Annotated in this window: 15 protein-coding genes and 2 pseudogenes; 11 read left to right on the top strand and 6 right to left on the bottom strand. The window is 70.3% G+C overall.

Annotated elements, in window-relative coordinates; all coding sequences use genetic code 11:
- Positions 1 to 75: 75 nt before the first annotated feature.
- The 8 genes and pseudogenes from BEI_RS06820 to BEI_RS06785 all read left to right on the top strand — a co-directional run.
- The gene (locus tag BEI_RS06820) at positions 76 to 1470 is read left to right on the top strand and encodes an aminotransferase-like domain-containing protein (protein ID WP_097788810.1); all 1395 of its coding nucleotides are present in this window, start codon (positions 76 to 78) and stop codon (positions 1468 to 1470) included.
- Between the two features lie 198 nt (positions 1471 to 1668).
- Positions 1669 to 2877 (top strand): ammonium transporter, encoded by a 1209-nt coding sequence (locus BEI_RS06815; protein WP_097788809.1) that lies wholly within the window; start codon positions 1669 to 1671, stop codon positions 2875 to 2877.
- Between the two features lie 147 nt (positions 2878 to 3024).
- On the top strand, positions 3025 to 4779 hold the full coding sequence (locus BEI_RS06810) for a chloride channel protein (RefSeq protein WP_227644611.1): 1755 nt from the start codon (positions 3025 to 3027) through the stop codon (positions 4777 to 4779).
- Positions 4766 to 5896, top strand: a complete 1131-nt coding sequence (locus BEI_RS06805) for an ABC transporter substrate-binding protein (protein WP_097788807.1) — start codon at positions 4766 to 4768, stop codon at positions 5894 to 5896. Before BEI_RS06810 ends, BEI_RS06805 begins: the two co-directional genes overlap by 14 nt.
- Before the next feature lie 17 nt (positions 5897 to 5913).
- Positions 5914 to 6864, top strand: a complete 951-nt coding sequence (locus BEI_RS06800) for a threonine ammonia-lyase (protein WP_097788806.1) — start codon at positions 5914 to 5916, stop codon at positions 6862 to 6864.
- Between the two features lie 51 nt (positions 6865 to 6915).
- Positions 6916 to 7146 (top strand): annotated as a pseudogene (locus BEI_RS06795) (YjbQ family protein); the annotation flags it as partial.
- A 186-nt stretch (positions 7147 to 7332) separates the two neighbouring features.
- Complete coding sequence (locus BEI_RS06790) at positions 7333 to 8322, top strand: IS110 family RNA-guided transposase (RefSeq protein WP_097788805.1); 990 nt, start codon at positions 7333 to 7335, stop codon at positions 8320 to 8322.
- Between the two features lie 17 nt (positions 8323 to 8339).
- A pseudogene (locus tag BEI_RS06785) lies at positions 8340 to 8537 on the top strand (YjbQ family protein); the annotation flags it as partial.
- A 78-nt stretch (positions 8538 to 8615) separates the two neighbouring features.
- On the opposite strand, the gene BEI_RS06780 reads toward BEI_RS06785, so the two are convergent.
- Both BEI_RS06780 and BEI_RS06775 read right to left on the bottom strand, forming a co-directional pair.
- A complete protein-coding gene (locus tag BEI_RS06780) occupies positions 8616 to 9185 on the bottom strand; it encodes a carboxymuconolactone decarboxylase family protein (RefSeq protein WP_097788804.1) in 570 nt (189 codons plus the stop codon).
- 64 nt (positions 9186 to 9249) lie between these two features.
- Positions 9250 to 9837 carry a TetR/AcrR family transcriptional regulator gene (locus BEI_RS06775; RefSeq protein ID WP_097788803.1) on the bottom strand — a complete coding sequence of 196 codons (588 nt, stop codon included), beginning with the start codon at positions 9835 to 9837 and terminating at the stop codon, positions 9250 to 9252.
- A gap of 261 nt (positions 9838 to 10098) precedes the next feature.
- On the opposite strand from BEI_RS06775, the gene BEI_RS19125 reads away from it, so the two are divergent.
- From BEI_RS19125 to BEI_RS06760, 3 genes are all read left to right on the top strand, one after another.
- A complete protein-coding gene (locus BEI_RS19125; protein WP_193765169.1) occupies positions 10099 to 10365 on the top strand; it encodes a hypothetical protein in 267 nt (88 codons plus the stop codon).
- 9 nt (positions 10366 to 10374) lie between these two features.
- Entirely contained in the window at positions 10375 to 10713 is a 339-nt protein-coding gene (locus BEI_RS06765; protein ID WP_097788802.1) for a periplasmic heavy metal sensor, read from the top strand.
- 211 nt (positions 10714 to 10924) lie between these two features.
- Positions 10925 to 11395, top strand: a complete 471-nt coding sequence (locus tag BEI_RS06760; RefSeq protein WP_097788801.1) for an aminoacyl-tRNA deacylase — start codon at positions 10925 to 10927, stop codon at positions 11393 to 11395.
- Between the two features lie 65 nt (positions 11396 to 11460).
- Here the strand turns inward: BEI_RS06760 and BEI_RS06755 are convergent, their stop codons facing one another.
- From BEI_RS06755 to wrbA, 4 genes are read right to left on the bottom strand one after another with little or no spacing between them, the layout of a single operon-like run.
- Positions 11461 to 11952, bottom strand: coding sequence for a GNAT family N-acetyltransferase (locus BEI_RS06755; protein ID WP_097788800.1), 492 nt, complete (start codon positions 11950 to 11952; stop codon positions 11461 to 11463).
- A 49-nt stretch (positions 11953 to 12001) separates the two neighbouring features.
- Positions 12002 to 12925 (bottom strand): EamA family transporter, encoded by a 924-nt coding sequence (locus BEI_RS06750; protein ID WP_097788799.1) that lies wholly within the window; start codon positions 12923 to 12925, stop codon positions 12002 to 12004.
- A gap of 54 nt (positions 12926 to 12979) precedes the next feature.
- Complete coding sequence (locus BEI_RS06745; RefSeq protein WP_097788798.1) at positions 12980 to 13645, bottom strand: DsbA family oxidoreductase; 666 nt, start codon at positions 13643 to 13645, stop codon at positions 12980 to 12982.
- Positions 13645 to 14277, bottom strand: a complete 633-nt coding sequence (gene wrbA, locus BEI_RS06740; RefSeq protein ID WP_097788797.1) for an NAD(P)H:quinone oxidoreductase — start codon at positions 14275 to 14277, stop codon at positions 13645 to 13647. Before wrbA ends, BEI_RS06745 begins: the two co-directional genes overlap by 1 nt.
- Between the last annotated feature and the right edge of the window lie 75 nt (positions 14278 to 14352).

Raw genomic sequence — 14352 nt, 5'->3', positions numbered from 1 at the left:
TCAATATGGTTTCAATTGGCCGGCTTTTCTGAGCATAATGAGCACAAATACGGCGTCAAAGGTTTTATTGTCACCATGACAATCTGGACTCCCGACCTCCCCGAAGGCGGACCGCGCTACCGCCGCATCGCCGAGCACATGGCCGAGGCCATCCGCCGCGGCGAGCTGGCCCCGGGCGAGAAGCTGCCGCCCCAGCGCCAACTCGCCGATCGCCTGGGCGTCACCGTGGGGACCATCACCCGCGCCTACACCGAGGCCCAGCGCCAGGGCTGGGTGGAGTCCCGGGTGGGCAGCGGCACCTACGTGCGCCTGCCGGAGGACGAGGACGCCACCGTCTTCCGCGCCGGCGTGCCGGTGGAGGACGGCGTCATCGACATGAGCATGGCGCTGCCTCCGCCCCACCCCCTGCGCCCCCAGGGCCTGCAGCGGGCGCTGCGGACGATCGCCGAGTCCCCCCTGGCCCTCCAGGCCGCCACCGACTACCAGCCGGAGGCGGGCACGCCGGCCCAGCGGGCGCGCATCGCCGCCTGGCAGGGCGAGCTCGGCCTGCCCGACGATCCCGACCGCCTGCTGATCACCCAGGGCGGTCAGCACGGCATCCACCTGGCGCTGCGCACCCTGGCCCAGCCGGGCGAGCTGGTGGCCGGGGATGCCCTCACCTATCCCGGCTTCATCTGCGCCGCCCAGCAGGCCCACCTGCGCCTGGCGGCGGTGCCGATGGACGAGGCGGGGCTGGACGTCGATGCCCTGGCGCGCCTGTGTGCCCGCCATCCGCCCCGGGTGCTCTACCTGACGCCGGACCTGAACAACCCCACCGGCGCGCGACTCTCCGAGGCCCGCCGGGAGCGCCTGGCGGCCCTGGCCCGGGAGCACGACATCTGGCTGGTGGAGGACGCCGTGCAGTACCTGCCCCGGGAGCGGCGAGGCACGCCGCTGGTCGAGCTGGCCCCGGAGCGTACCCTGCACCTCTTCAGCACCTCCAAGGTGCTGGCCGGCGGGCTGCGCATCGGCACCCTCACCGCGCCGGAGCGTCTACAGGAACGCCTGTGCTCGGCGCTGCGCTCCCAGAGCTGGATGGCGCCGCCACTAATGGTGGAGGCGGCCTGTCGCTGGATGGAGGATCCGGCCAGCCGCGAGCTGCTGGCCTGGCAGGTGGAGGAGATCGCCGCACGCCGCGCCCGGGCCCTGGAACGCCTGGCGGCCTTCGGGGCGCAGAGCGGCGAGGGCTCGTCGCTGATCTGGCTGCCGCTGCCCGCCGGACGGCGCAGCAGCGAGGTCCAGGCGCTGCTCGCCCGACGCGGCCTGAAGGTATCGACCCCGGAGCCCTTCTGCGTGGGCAGCGAGCCGGCTCCCCAGGCCATTCGCCTCTGCCTGGGGCCGCCGGAAGATCGCGAGGCCCTGGAACGGGCGCTGGCGATCGTCGACGAGGTGCTGTCCGAGCCCCCTTCCTCGCCCTGGCAGACGCTATGACGGCGTGATTCACTCCGAGGGTGCATGGCGAACCATAACAGCACCACTTCGGTGCATGTTCGCGATAACAATGACCCACCGCTCCACTTCGGTGCCGGGAAAGCGCTGTCCTGGCGCTTATTGCGCCAGGATGGAACACGACTTGCATCTCTCCGGTGAACTTCACCATCCCTTCATGCATCAGGAGAGATCATTCCCGTGGATATCCCCAGTGCCGTCCAGACCCTGACCGAGAGCGCCAACACGCTCTTCATCCTGCTCGGCGCCATCATGGTGCTGGCCATGCACGCCGGCTTCGCCTTCCTCGAGGTGGGCACGGTGCGCCACAAGAACCAGGTCAACGCTCTGGTCAAGATCATGACGGACTTCGGCGTCTCCGCCGTGGTCTACTTCTTCGTCGGCTACTTCATCGCCTACGACACCCACTTCCTGCAGGGCGCCGGCGAGCTGACCGCCGGCCATGGCTATGACCTGGTGAAGTTCTTCTTCCTGATGACCTTCGCCGCCGCCATCCCCGCCATCGTCTCCGGGGGCATCGCCGAGCGGGCCCGCTTCTATCCCATGCTGATCGCCGCCGGGGCCATCGTCGGCCTGGTCTATCCGTTCTTCGAGGGCATCGTCTGGAACGGCAACTACGGCCTGCAGGCCTGGCTGGCCGCCACCTTCGGCGCCGGCTTCCATGACTTCGCCGGCTCCGTGGTGGTGCATGCCTTCGGCGGCTGGGTGGCGCTGGTGGCCCTGCTGCTGCTGGGCGCCCGCAACGGCCGCTACCGCGGCGGCAAGGTGGTCGCCTTCGCGCCCTCCAACATTCCCTTCCTGTCGCTGGGGGCCTGGATCCTGACCATCGGCTGGTTCGGCTTCAACGTCATGTCCGCCCAGACCCTGGACGCCATCAGCGGCCTGGTGGCGGTGAACAGCCTGATGGCCATGGCCGGCGGCATCCTGGTGTCCATGGTGCTGGGCCGCAAGGACCCGGGCTTCATCCACAACGGGCCGCTGGCCGGATTGGTGGCCGTGTGTGCCGGCTCTGACCTGATGCACCCCGTCGGTGCGCTGATCACCGGCGGCGTGGCCGGGGCGCTGTTCGTGTTCCTCTTCGAGTGGGCCCAGGAGCGCATCGAGCGCCTCGACGACGTCCTGGGCGTCTGGCCGCTGCACGGCGTATGCGGGGTCTGGGGCGGCATCGCCGCGGGCATCTTCGGCCAGCAAGGGCTGGGCGGCCTGGGCGGCGTCAGCCTGATGGCCCAGCTCGTCGGCTCCCTGGCCGGCGTGGCGGTCGCGGTCATCGGCGCCCTGGTGGTCTACGGCCTGGTGGCCAAGGTCTCCGGCCTGCGCCTCAGCGAGGAGGACGAGTTCAACGGCGCCGACCTCAGCATCCATCGCATCGGTGCCACCTCCCTGGACTGAACGCCCCGCGGGGCCCATCGTGCCCCCAGGGCTATCGCAGTTAGCGGTATCGCTCGGGGCTGATCCGTCGACAGATCCAACTGCGATAACCCTGATCATGTCCCGCTAATCCTTGCAGCCGCCCGTCGCCCCACCTACACCTTGAGCATGACTCGAGCGGATGCGGGAGACCCGAGCCACCACGGGGCCCGGGGCGTGGTGCGCTTCCTGGGGCTGGTGGTACTGGGCGCGGTGATCGGCGGCCTGGCGGCGCTGGCCGCCGTGACCTTCGTCGCCGCCGTGCTGTGGCTCAACGACCTGCTGCTGGTCTCGCCGCGGGGGCGCATGATGTTCGCCCACCCGGAATGGCTGGCGGTGGCCACGGTGCTGGTGCCGGCCGCCGGCGGCCTGGTGGTGGGCCAGCTGCACCGTGCCATCCCCGAGCGCCGCCCCCATACCCCCGCCGACGTCATCGCCGCCGTCCAGACCCGCCGCGGCCGCCTGCCGCCCAAGGCCGGGGCGCTCTCGGCGCTCTCCGGCCTGGTATCGCTGGGTGCCGGCGCCTCGGTGGGCCAGTACGGCCCCCTGGTGCACATGGGGGCGAGCCTGGGGTCGGCGGGGGCCCGGCTGCTGCGGCTGGGGCGCTCCGAGGACAACATCACCATCGCCTGCGGCGTCTCCGCGGCGATCGCCACCGCCTTCAACGCCCCCCTGGCGGGCATCGTCTTCGCCCACGAGGTGGTGCTGCGCCACTACGCCCTGCGCGCCTTCGCCCCGGTGGCCGCCGCCGCCCTGGTGGGCCATGTGATCGCAACCAACGTCCTGGCCCGGGGGGCGCTCTTCCACGTGGCCGACCCCGCCCTGCCCCGCCCCTGGGAATTCGCCGCCTTCCTGGCCATCGGCGGGGTCGGCGCCCTGGTCGCCGGGGCCTACATGCGCGCCATCCTGGGCGTGGGCCGGCTGGCCAGACGGCTGCCGGTGGCCGCCCCCTGGCGCCCGGCGCTGGCCGGGGCGACGCTCGGCGTGGTCGCCCTCTGGGTACCCGACATCCTGGGCATGGGCCAGGAGACCCTGCGCTTCGCCACCATCGCCGGGGCCTTCGGCAGCGTCGAGCTGGTGGTGGTGCTGGCGCTCAAGCTCGCCGCCACGGCGCTGTGCCTGGGCATGGGCTTCGGCGGCGGGGTGTTCAGCCCGGCGCTGGTGATCGGCACCCTGTTCGGCGCCCTGTGCGGGACCCTGGTGGCCACGCTCACCGGCGCCCAGGACACCTTCGTCTTCTACGCCATCTGCGGCATGGTGGCGGTGACAGCGCCGGTGATCGGCGCCCCCCTGACCAGCCTGCTGATCGTCTTCGAGCTCACCGGCAGCTACGCCCTGACCACCGCCGCCCTGGCCAGCGTCACCCTGGCGAGCCCCATCGCCGCCCAGCTGTTCGGCCGTTCGCTGTTCGACATCCAGCTCGCCGGCCGGGGCCTGGATCTTTCCTCGGGCCGGGGTCGGGCGGTGCTCGAGGACGCCCGGCTGGCGGACCTGATGAGCCGGGAGGGCGTGACCCTGCGCCCCGAGACGCCGGTGGACGAGGCCGTGGTCACCCCCGGCGGCGCGGGCCACGGCGAGGCCTACGTGGTCGACGCCACCGGTCGCTACCGGGCCAGCGTGACCCTCGCCGACCTGGAGGTGATGCGCGAGGAGGGCCGGGGCGACCACCCGGTGTCCGGTTGCCCGCGCACGCCGCGCCCGGTGCTGGGGCCCGACGCCTCGGTCTGGGAGGCCATGCGCCATCTGCAGGAGGTCACCGGCGAGGCCATCGCCGTGGTGGACGAGGACGACGTCTTCCTGGGCGTGGTGTTCGAGGCAACCATCGCCCAGGCCTTCCTGCGCTACAGCGACGAGCTCAGGCGGGAGGAACATGGCACGGGGTAAGCGTGGGCTGGGCCGGCTGGTCCTGATCCTGGGCCTGGCCCTCGGGTCGGCGGGGCCCGGCGCGACTCGATCCGAGCCGGTGGTGGAGCCGCTCACGGTGCTGAGCTGGGGCGGCGCCTACGAGCGCGCCCAGGCGCGAGCCCTCTTCGCCCCCTTCACCGAGGCCACCGGCATCCCCGTGCGGGTCGCGCGCTACGACGGGGGGCTCTCGGCCCTTCGCGCCGCCGTGGCCGAGCGGGACCCGCCCTGGGACGTCCTGGACATGACCCGCAGCCAGGCCATGGCGGCCTGCGACGAGGGGCTGCTCGAGCCGCTCCCGGCCGACATCGCCGCGCCGGCCCCGGACGGCACCCCGGCCGAGGAGGATTTCATCGACGAGGCCTTCGGCCCCTGCAGCCTGACCCACTCGGTGTTCGCCACCGTGGTGGCCTATCGCACCGATGCCTTCCCCGGCCGGCGGCCGACCCGGATCGCCGACCTCTTCGACCAGCGGCGCTTCCCCGGCCCCCGGGCACTGCAGCGGACGCCGTCGGTGAACCTGGAATGGGCGCTGCTCTCCTACGGCGTGCCCCGCCAGGAGCTCTACCGCCTGCTCAGCACCCGCCGCGGCCTGTCCCTGGCCCTGGAGCGCCTGGCCGGCCTGGAGGACCTGCGCTGGTGGGAGGCCGGCAGCGCCCCGCCGGAGCTGCTGATCCAGGGCGAGGTGGTGATGGCTTCCGGCTACAACGGCCGATTCTTCGATGCCATGGTCAACCGCGACGCCCCCATCGCCATCCTCTGGGACGGCCAGGTCCAGGAGCACGAAACCTGGGCGATCCCTCGTCATGCCCCCCACCCCGAGGCGGCCCGGGCCTTCATCCGCTTCGCCACCGCCACCGAGCGCCAGGCGGCGCTGACCCGCTATATTCCCTACGGGCCCTCGCGGCACAGCGCGGCGCGCCGGGTCGCCACCCACGCGGACACCGGCCTCGACATGCGCCTGCACATCCCCACCCACCCGCTCAACGCCGAGCGGGCGGTGACCAAGGACGAGGCCTGGTACGCCCGGACCCGGGAGCGCATCGGCGACTACTTCCGCGCGGCGCTGTTTCCCGACGACGCGACCACCACCGATTGATACTACCGGGAGGTGCCATGCTCGATCACGCCACGCTTCAAGCGGCCGCGGACCGGTTGCACGAGCGACTGCCGATCACTCCGCTGGTGCCGGATCATGCCTTGAGCGATCGACTGGGCCGGCGCGTCTGGCTGAAGCTCGAATCTTTGCAGCGCACCGGCTCCTTCAAGGCCCGGGGCGCGCTCAACTGGCTGCTCACCGCCTCCGCCGAGGCATTGGCCGGCGGGCTGGGGGCGGTCTCCGCCGGCAACCACGCCCTGGCGCTGGCCTGGGCGGCCGGCCGGGACGGGGTACCGGTGACCATCGTCATGCCCGAGGACGCCAGCGCCTACAAGGTGGCGGGCTGCCGTGCCCTGGGCGCGGAGGTGATCCTCCATGGCGACATCAACGCCGCCTGGGAACTGATGCACCGGCTGGTGGAGGAGCGCGGACTCACCCTGGTGCATCCCTACGACGACGAGCGCATCATCGCCGGCCAGGGCAGCATCGGCCTGGAGCTGCTCGACCAGGCTCCCGAGGCCTCGACGGCGCTCTGCCCCATCGGCGGCGGTGGGCTGATCTCGGGCATCGGCTTGGCCACCGCGCCGCGTCGCGAGTCCCTGAGCGTGATCGGCGTGGAGCCCGTGGGCGCGGCGAGCATGGCCCATGCCTGGGCCCAGGGCGGCGCGGTCCACCTCGACAAGCTCGACACCGCCGCCAAGAGCCTGGCCGCGGCCATCGTCGGCGAGCACACCTACCCGCTGTGCCGGGCCCAGGTGAGCGCGCTCGCCCAGGTCAACGAGCACGACATCGAGCGCGCCATGCACCACCTGCTCTTCGACGCCAAGCTGATGGCCGAGCCCGGCGCCGCCGTGGGCATCGCCGCCCTGCTCGCCGCGCATGGCCCCGCGCTGCCGCCGGAGGGCGACATCGTGGTGGTGGTCACCGGCGCCAACCTGGGGCCGGATGAACTGCGCGACTACCTCTGAACGTCCGGGCTCGCGTATCCTGGCGGCCTTGACCGCCAAGGGAGACCCGCCATGACCTGGGATCAGCAGGAAATCCGCCTCGCCCCGCGGGAGCGGGGCTTTCACCTGATCACCGACGAGATCGTCCGGGCCCTGCCCGGCCTCGCCGACCTCGAGGTCGGGCTGCTGCACCTGCAGCTGCTGCACACCTCGGCCTCGCTGACCCTCAACGAGAACGCCGACCCGGACGTGCGCCACGACCTGGATGCCTTCCTTCGTCACCTGGTGCCCGGCGACCTACCCTTGTGTCTCTCCAGTGGGGAGTGATTAGCTACCACCCCCACGGCCTGGGAGAAACCCGGATCTACCCTGACGGTTTCGAACCTGTTCCGTAGATTGGTCTCCCAGGCTTCTATCTCGCAAACCTGAACGGTATCCAATGCCCCCTTCCGGCGAGGAGAGGCTGTACGCACAAGGGAAAGTGGTGAGATGGCACATATCGGCATCGATATCGGCAAGAAGAAACTGGATTGCCTCTGGCTTCGTGATATGGAGAAGGGCAAGGTCAAAACCAAGGTCTTTACCAATCGGCACCAGGATTATCCAGCGCTGCTGGACTGGCTGACCCGGCAGACCGGTGAGTCTCCCGAAGCGTTGCATGTCTACATGGAAGCCACGGGGATCTACCATGAGCCCCTGGCTTATTGGCTCCATGAGGCTGGCGTCAATGTCTACGTGCTCAACCCCGCACACGCGCATCATTATGCCAAGAGTGCAGGTCGCCTTCACAAGACGGACAAGGCAGACAGCCGTGTCCTAGCAGAGTTCGGCGCGTCCCGAAGCCACCGGCGGTGGACACCGGAGCCTGAAGAAACGCGTGAGCTGAAGCGCCTGGTGGCGCGCCTCGAAGCGGTTTATCAGGATATTCAGCGCGAAAAGAATCGTCTCGAGAAAGCTCAATTCAGCCGTGATACAGGGGCCGAGACCTCGATCGGCCATGTCCTGGCGGCCCTGGAGCGCGAAGCCAAGCGCTTACAGGAGGAGATCGAGACGCACCTCGACCGCCATGATCATCTAAAACGAGATCGACAGTTGCTGATGAGCATTCCTGGCATCGGTCCCGGGCTTTCCACAAGGCTGGTCGCGGTCCTGCGAAGCCGACCATTCGAGAGTGCTCGACAGGCGGCCGCTTTCCTGGGGCTCGTGCCGACGTATTACACCTCTGGCACGTCGGTCAAGAAGACACCAACCCTCTCCAAGACGGGGAGTGCCGTGATGCGTCGGAAGTTGTACATGGGAGCCGTGGTGGCCATGACACACAACCCGGATATCCAGGCGCAATATGCCCGGCTGAAGGCACGAGGGAAGCACAGCATGTCGGCCCTCGGGGCGGCCATGCGTAAGCTGGTGCATATCGCCTATGGCGTCCTGAAGACGCAAACCGAGTATCGACCCCAACCCATCCCTGCGGGGGGTTGAGGTCGGTCGGGAGAGACGGTATCTACTTCCGCCACACCCTGGAGGGGCCGGACGACATGCCGGCCCACGTGGCCGCCAGCCTGCTCGGCACCCAGCTGACCCTGGCGGTGCGCGGCGGGCGCCTGGCGCTCGGCACCTGGCAGGGCATCTGGCTCGGCGAGCATCGCGACCGGGGCGGGAGCCGGCGGATCATCGCCACCCTGAACGGCCAATGAGCGCAAGACGCCCCGCACTCGGCGGGGCGTCTTGGAGACTTCGTGGTGGATGCGCTGGCGCTTATCCCCTAGCGCCGATCAGCCCTGCCAGGCGTGGCCGGCGAAGGCCTCGTCCAGCGCCGGCTGGTTGAGGTGGTTGGAGTAGTTGCTCAGCGTCTTCACCGCGAGCGCCAGCACCACCTGCAGCATGTGCCGCTCCTCGAAGCCCGCGTCCAGGAAGGCCCGGGCCTCGTCGTTCGACGGGCGGCCGCGGGTCTCGAACATCACCCGGGTGAAGCGGCTCAGCGCCGCCAGGCGGTCGTCGGGGATCTCGCGGTCCTCGCGCAAGGCCTGGATGGCGGCCTCCGGCACCTGGGAGACCTTGTCGGCGATCATGCTGTGGGCCGACATGCAGTATTCGCAGCCGTTGAGCCGGCTGATGGTCAGGAACACCACCTCCTGCTCGGCCGGCGAGAAGCCGGAGTCCTCGCGGAACAGCTGGTAGCCGTGCAGGTAGGTGTCGAGCACGCCCGGCGCCTTGGCCATGGCCTCGTACATGTTGGGCACGAACCCCAGGTTCTCCTTGGCCTGCTCGAGCAACGGCCGGGCCTTGGGGTCGGCGTTATCGAGGGTCTGGGGGGCCTGCTGGATACGATATTCGGTGGTCATGGTCTTGCCTCCTCGGTGAGCGCGCCTTTTGGACCATTCGTTCCAGAAAAGGCGCAGGAAAACGTCAATCCAGGACCTCGAGGACCAGCGCCGCCGCCTGGCGGGCCTCCTCGGGATCGGTGCCGCTCTTGATCAGGGTACGCAGCCCGGCCATGCCCAGGGTCAGATAGCGGGCCAGGACGTCCGGCTCGCGTCCGGGAGCGATGCTGCCCTCGGCCTGCCCCTGTTCGACGGCCCGGCGGAAGACGTCGGTGATCGCCGCCACGCCGGCGCCTGCCTCCCGGGCCGGGGCGTCGTCGCGGCGACCGAGTTCGGTGGCCGAGTTGAAGATCAGGCAGCCCAGGGCGGCCCGCTCGCTGGCCGCCTCGCCGGCGGTCTCGAGGAACAGGGACTCGAGGAAGGAACGCGCCGTGGGGGCGGCCGCCAGCCGGCGCTCCAGGCGCGCGATCAAGGTCTCCCGGTAGCGGCGCAGGGCTGCGAGGAACAGCTGTTCCTTGTTGCCGAAGGCCTGGTAGAGGCTGCTGCGGGACAGGTGCATGGCGTCGAGCAGCTGTCGCGTCGAAGCGGCCTCGTAGCCGCTGGCCCAGAACACCTGGAGGGCGGCGGCCAGGGCCTCGTCGGGGCTATAGGCGATGGGGCGTCCGCGTGTCATGTCTGACAATTTAGGATCGATCGTTCCATTATTCAAGGCGCAGAAGCTGCCATTTTCCGTAGGGGGCGCTGAGACAGCAGGAAAATTTACGGCATAACAGCAACCTATGGGCGGCTCAAGGCTTGCTGGAACATCTCGCCCCTTGATGCAGGTCAACGGCCCCAGGGAGAGAGTCGCCTAGGCTGAACGGAGGTGAGCCTCGCCCGTGGCAGGCTCGCGTCACGGTCCCGCAACGCGGGCCTCGCCCGCCAGGAGAGCCTCATGAAACGCCGCAGACTTCCCCGCACCCTCGGTCTCATCCTCGCCACCGCCTTGCTCTCGAGCCCTGCCGCCTTCGGGCATGGCGGGGGCGGCATGGGACATCACGGCATGATGGGCGAGTACGGCCCGGGCATGGGCCCCGGCATGATGGGCGGCTTTGGGCCGGGCATGGGGCCCGGCATGATGGGCGGCTTTGGCCCGGGCATGGGGCCCGGCATGATGGGCGGCCATGGCCCGGGCATGGGGCCCGGCATGATGGGCGGCTAAGGCCCGGGCATGGGGCCCGGCATGATGGGCGGCTATGGCCCGGGCCCGGAATACGGCTTCTGGTCACTGCTGAACGACGACCAGCGCGAGCAGGCCCGCACCCTGATGCAGGATTTCCGAGACGACCAGTACGAGCGCGGCGGCGAGATGATGGCCCTGCAACGGCAACTGATGGCACTGATCCATGCCGAGGGGGATATCGACACCGATGCGGTGGCCGACACCCAGGCCCGCCTGGCCGAATTGCAGCGGCAGATCTGGCAGGAGCACCGCCGGCTCCATCGCTCCCTGTTCGAGCTGCTCGACGAGGAGCAGCGCCGGCGGCTCTCCCCCCAGGCCGAGGAATGATCCCAGGGCCGGCGGGGGCTCTCCCGGGGCCGGGATCGCCTGGCCCGCCCCTGCCCGGGGCGGGGGATCCGCCGCTCGGGGGGACGAGATGAAGGCCACCCGATACAGCGCGCCACAGTCGGACTATCCTGAGAGACAGGATGAGACGCATGCCACGAAGGGAGGCACGGTAACCTGTTGGTTCGGCCCCAGGGCCGAAGGAGTAAGCGTCATGGCCATGCCGATGACGATCCGGGAATACCTCCGCGCCTGCGACATCGACTTCGAGGAGGTTCCCCACCCGCGCGAGGCTACCAGCAGTCGCATCGCCGAGATGGCCCACATCGACGGCGAGCAGATGGCGAAGGCGGTGATGCTGCATGGCGACCATGGCTATCGCCTGGCCGTCGTCCCCAGCACCTGCGATGCCGACCTGGAGAGGCTCTCGCAAATGTTCCACGAGAAGCTGGAACTCGCCTCCGAGGAGGAGGTGCGTCGCGAGTTCCGCGACTGTGATCCGGGCGCCACCATCCCGGTGGGCCAGGCCTACGGCCTGCAGGTCTACCTCGATGACCAGCTGCGCCATCAGCCGGACATCTACTTCGATGCCGGCGACCATGAGACCCTGGTCCACATGAGCGGCCACGAGTTCGACCGTCTGATGGCCGACAGCCGCCACGGGACCATCAGCCGTCACCACTGACGCCCCAGAGGTGTCCACCATCGGCCACGCCACCCGGCGTGGCCGCCCTCTTCGTGCGGGCGGCGTCAGGCGTCCCGGGGAGGCCGTGCGTACTTGATGAAGGGCGTCAGGACCCCGATCCGGTCGTACAGCCGTCGGGCTTGCCGGTTGAAGTCCTGGGTCAGCCAGTAGACGTCGGGCGCCCCCTCCTCGCTGGCCTGGTCGTAGACCCGTTCGATCAGCCGGCGTCCCAGGCCCTGCCCGCGGTCATGGGGATCGACGAACAGGTCCTGCAGATAGCAGACCGGGGTCAGCTTCCAGCAATGGGCGTGGTAGAGATAGTGGACGAGTCCCGCGAGCCTCGGAGCCTCGCGATCCTCCCCCGCCGGGGTCGGCGCCTCCACCACGAAGCCCCTCGGCTCGCCGGCCCCCGGTACCAGCAGGCTCGCGAAGGTGCTGTCGTACACCGCCTCCGGGAGTTCCGCCCCGTAGAAGGTCAGGTAGTCCTGCCAGAGCCGGGCCCATTCCGGCTTGTCGCCGGCCCGGAGGGGACGGATCAGGTACGGGGCGTCGGTCATGGTGCCTTCCTCTGGGAGCATGTCCTTCCCACTCTACGCGATAGGCGCATCATGCGCCCTCCTCGACCGTCGCGACGGGACTCGACCGACCGCCCTGAAGACCCCGGCCCCCCGCGGGTGTCGCCCCCCGACGGGCGGCCCACTGGCCCAGCCACACCGAGCCGAGCACGACCGCCGCCCCGAGCAGCTGCCAGGACGTCAGCCGCTGCTCCAGCAGCCACCAGCCCAGCAGGACGGCGGTCAGGGGGCTCATCATCCCCAGCATGGAGATCGCCGCCGGCTCGATGCGCGCGACGCCGCGGAACCACAGGTAGTAGGTCAAGGCCGCGCCGACCAGTCCCAGGTAGGCCATCCCGCCGAGGTTGGCGGCATCGAGCGCGGGCAAGGGCGGCTCGTGCCACCAGGCGATCGGCACCAGCAGCAGCCCGCCCGCGGTGAGCTGCCAGGCGGTGAAGGTCAGCGGCGAGACCGGGGGCTGCCAGCGGCGGCTCAGCACGGTGCCCGCCGCCATCGAGACGGCGCCGCCCAGGCCGGCCGCCAGCCCGAGAGGGTCCAGGGCGGCCGAGGGCGTCAGCACCAGCAGCGCGACCCCCGCCGCCCCGGCCAGCGCCGCGATCACCGACAGGCCGACGATCGGCGTGCCCAGCCAGCCACGGGCCAGGAGGATCACGCACAGGGCCTGCAGCGACCCCAGGGTGGCGGCGACGCCCCCCGGCAGGCGATAGGCCGCGACGAACAGCAGGGTCCAGAAGATCGCGAAGTTCACGGCGCCCAGCAGGAAGACGCGGCCCAGCCACTCGCGCCCGGGTAGCCGCCTGACCAGCGCCAGCAGCAGCAGGCCGGCGGGCAGGGCCCGCAGCACCGCCAGGGTGACGGGATACCCCGCGGGCATGAACTCGGTGGTGACGTAGTAGGTACTGCCCCACACCGCGGGTGCGAGGGCGGTGAGGAAGAGGTCGAGGGAACGCGGCATGGTGGATCCTCCCATGGCCGGGGGGGGCGGCCCGAGGCCGGACACCCGAGATGATCAGTGCACCGCCCTGGCGGCGGCGACGAGGGACAGGTTGCCCTGAAGCTGCATGCGCAGGTCCTCCAACGGCGCGTTGACCAGTCGCCGGCCGGTCTCGCGAACGATGACCGTCGGCACCTGGGTCACCTGCAGCAGATGGGCGCGGCGTCGATGCCCCTCGACGGTCTGGAGCGTGAGCGGGTCGGTGACCAGGCGCCGGAAGCGTGGGACGTCGAGACCGATCGACTCCGCGATCTCGACGAGCACGCCCCAGTCGGCGACATTGCGGGCCTCACCGAGGTGGGCGGCCTGCACCGCATCGAAGTACCGCCAATGAGCCTCCGGCCCCCCAAGGCGCTCGGCGGCCACGCAGCCCAGCGCGCCAGGCAGGCCGTGGGGGTAGTCGAAGGAAGCGGCCCGCATGCCCTCGATGTCGAAGCGCTCGGGCGACTCGCTGGCCTCGCGGCAGGCCGCCCAGTGGCCGAGGATGGTGGCCTTGGCCTGCTCCATGGAGCCGAAGACCTCCACCATCCGCTCGGGGCCGTCCTGCAGCACGAAGGTGCGATGACGAATCTCGAGGTCGAACTCCTCGGCCAGACGCCGGAGCCGGGGCGAGAGGTTGTAGCACCAGCCGCAGACCACGTCGTGGAAGAATTCCAGGGTGAGCGAGGGCGGACGGGCCATCAGACCACCTCCATGTCCGCCGTCGCGGACTGGTCCGCATGGAGCCGGGCGGCAAGCTCGGCGACGTGGCGCCCGTGGAAGCGGGCCCCGGCCAGGTCGGTCTCGTCGGGCCGGCGCGAGCCGTCGCCGCCGGCGACGGTGCCCGCGCCGTAGGGGGAGCCGCCGACGATCCGGTCCATGCGCATCTGATCGGCGAAGGTATAGGGCATCCCGGCGACCAGCATGCCGAAGTGCAGCAGCGGCACATGGGTGGAGAGCACCGCCGCCTCGTGGCCGCCGTGCTGGGAGCCGGTGGAGGTGAACACGGCTCCCACCTTGCCCACCAGGGCGTTGCGGGCCCAGAGGCCGCCGGCCTGGTCGAGGAACTGCTTGACCTGGGCGGCCATGTTGCCGAAGCGGGTGGGGGTGCCGATGATGATGGCGTCGTAGTCGGGCAGTTCCTCCACCCTGGCCTCGGGGGTGGCGTCCGCCACATAGCCCGCCGCGTCGCGGACCTCGGCCGGCACGGTCTCGGGCACGCGGCGCAGGTCGACGCGAACGCCGGGGACGCTGCGGGCGCCCTCGGCTTCCGCCTCGGCGAGGGTACGGACATGGCCGTAGCTGGAGTAATAGAGCACGAGCACTCGGGTCATGGGAGCCTCTCCGGTTGATGGGGTGACACCGGAGAGGATGACGCGGACGCCGGCCCGGAATAAGCCGGCCGGCGC

It is taken from the genome of Halomonas beimenensis (genome assembly GCF_002549795.1).
Taxonomy (GTDB): Bacteria; Pseudomonadota; Gammaproteobacteria; order Pseudomonadales; family Halomonadaceae; genus Halomonas; species Halomonas beimenensis.
Note: the sequence above shows the minus strand (reverse complement) of the source record. Positions and strands in the feature narration are given on the sequence as shown.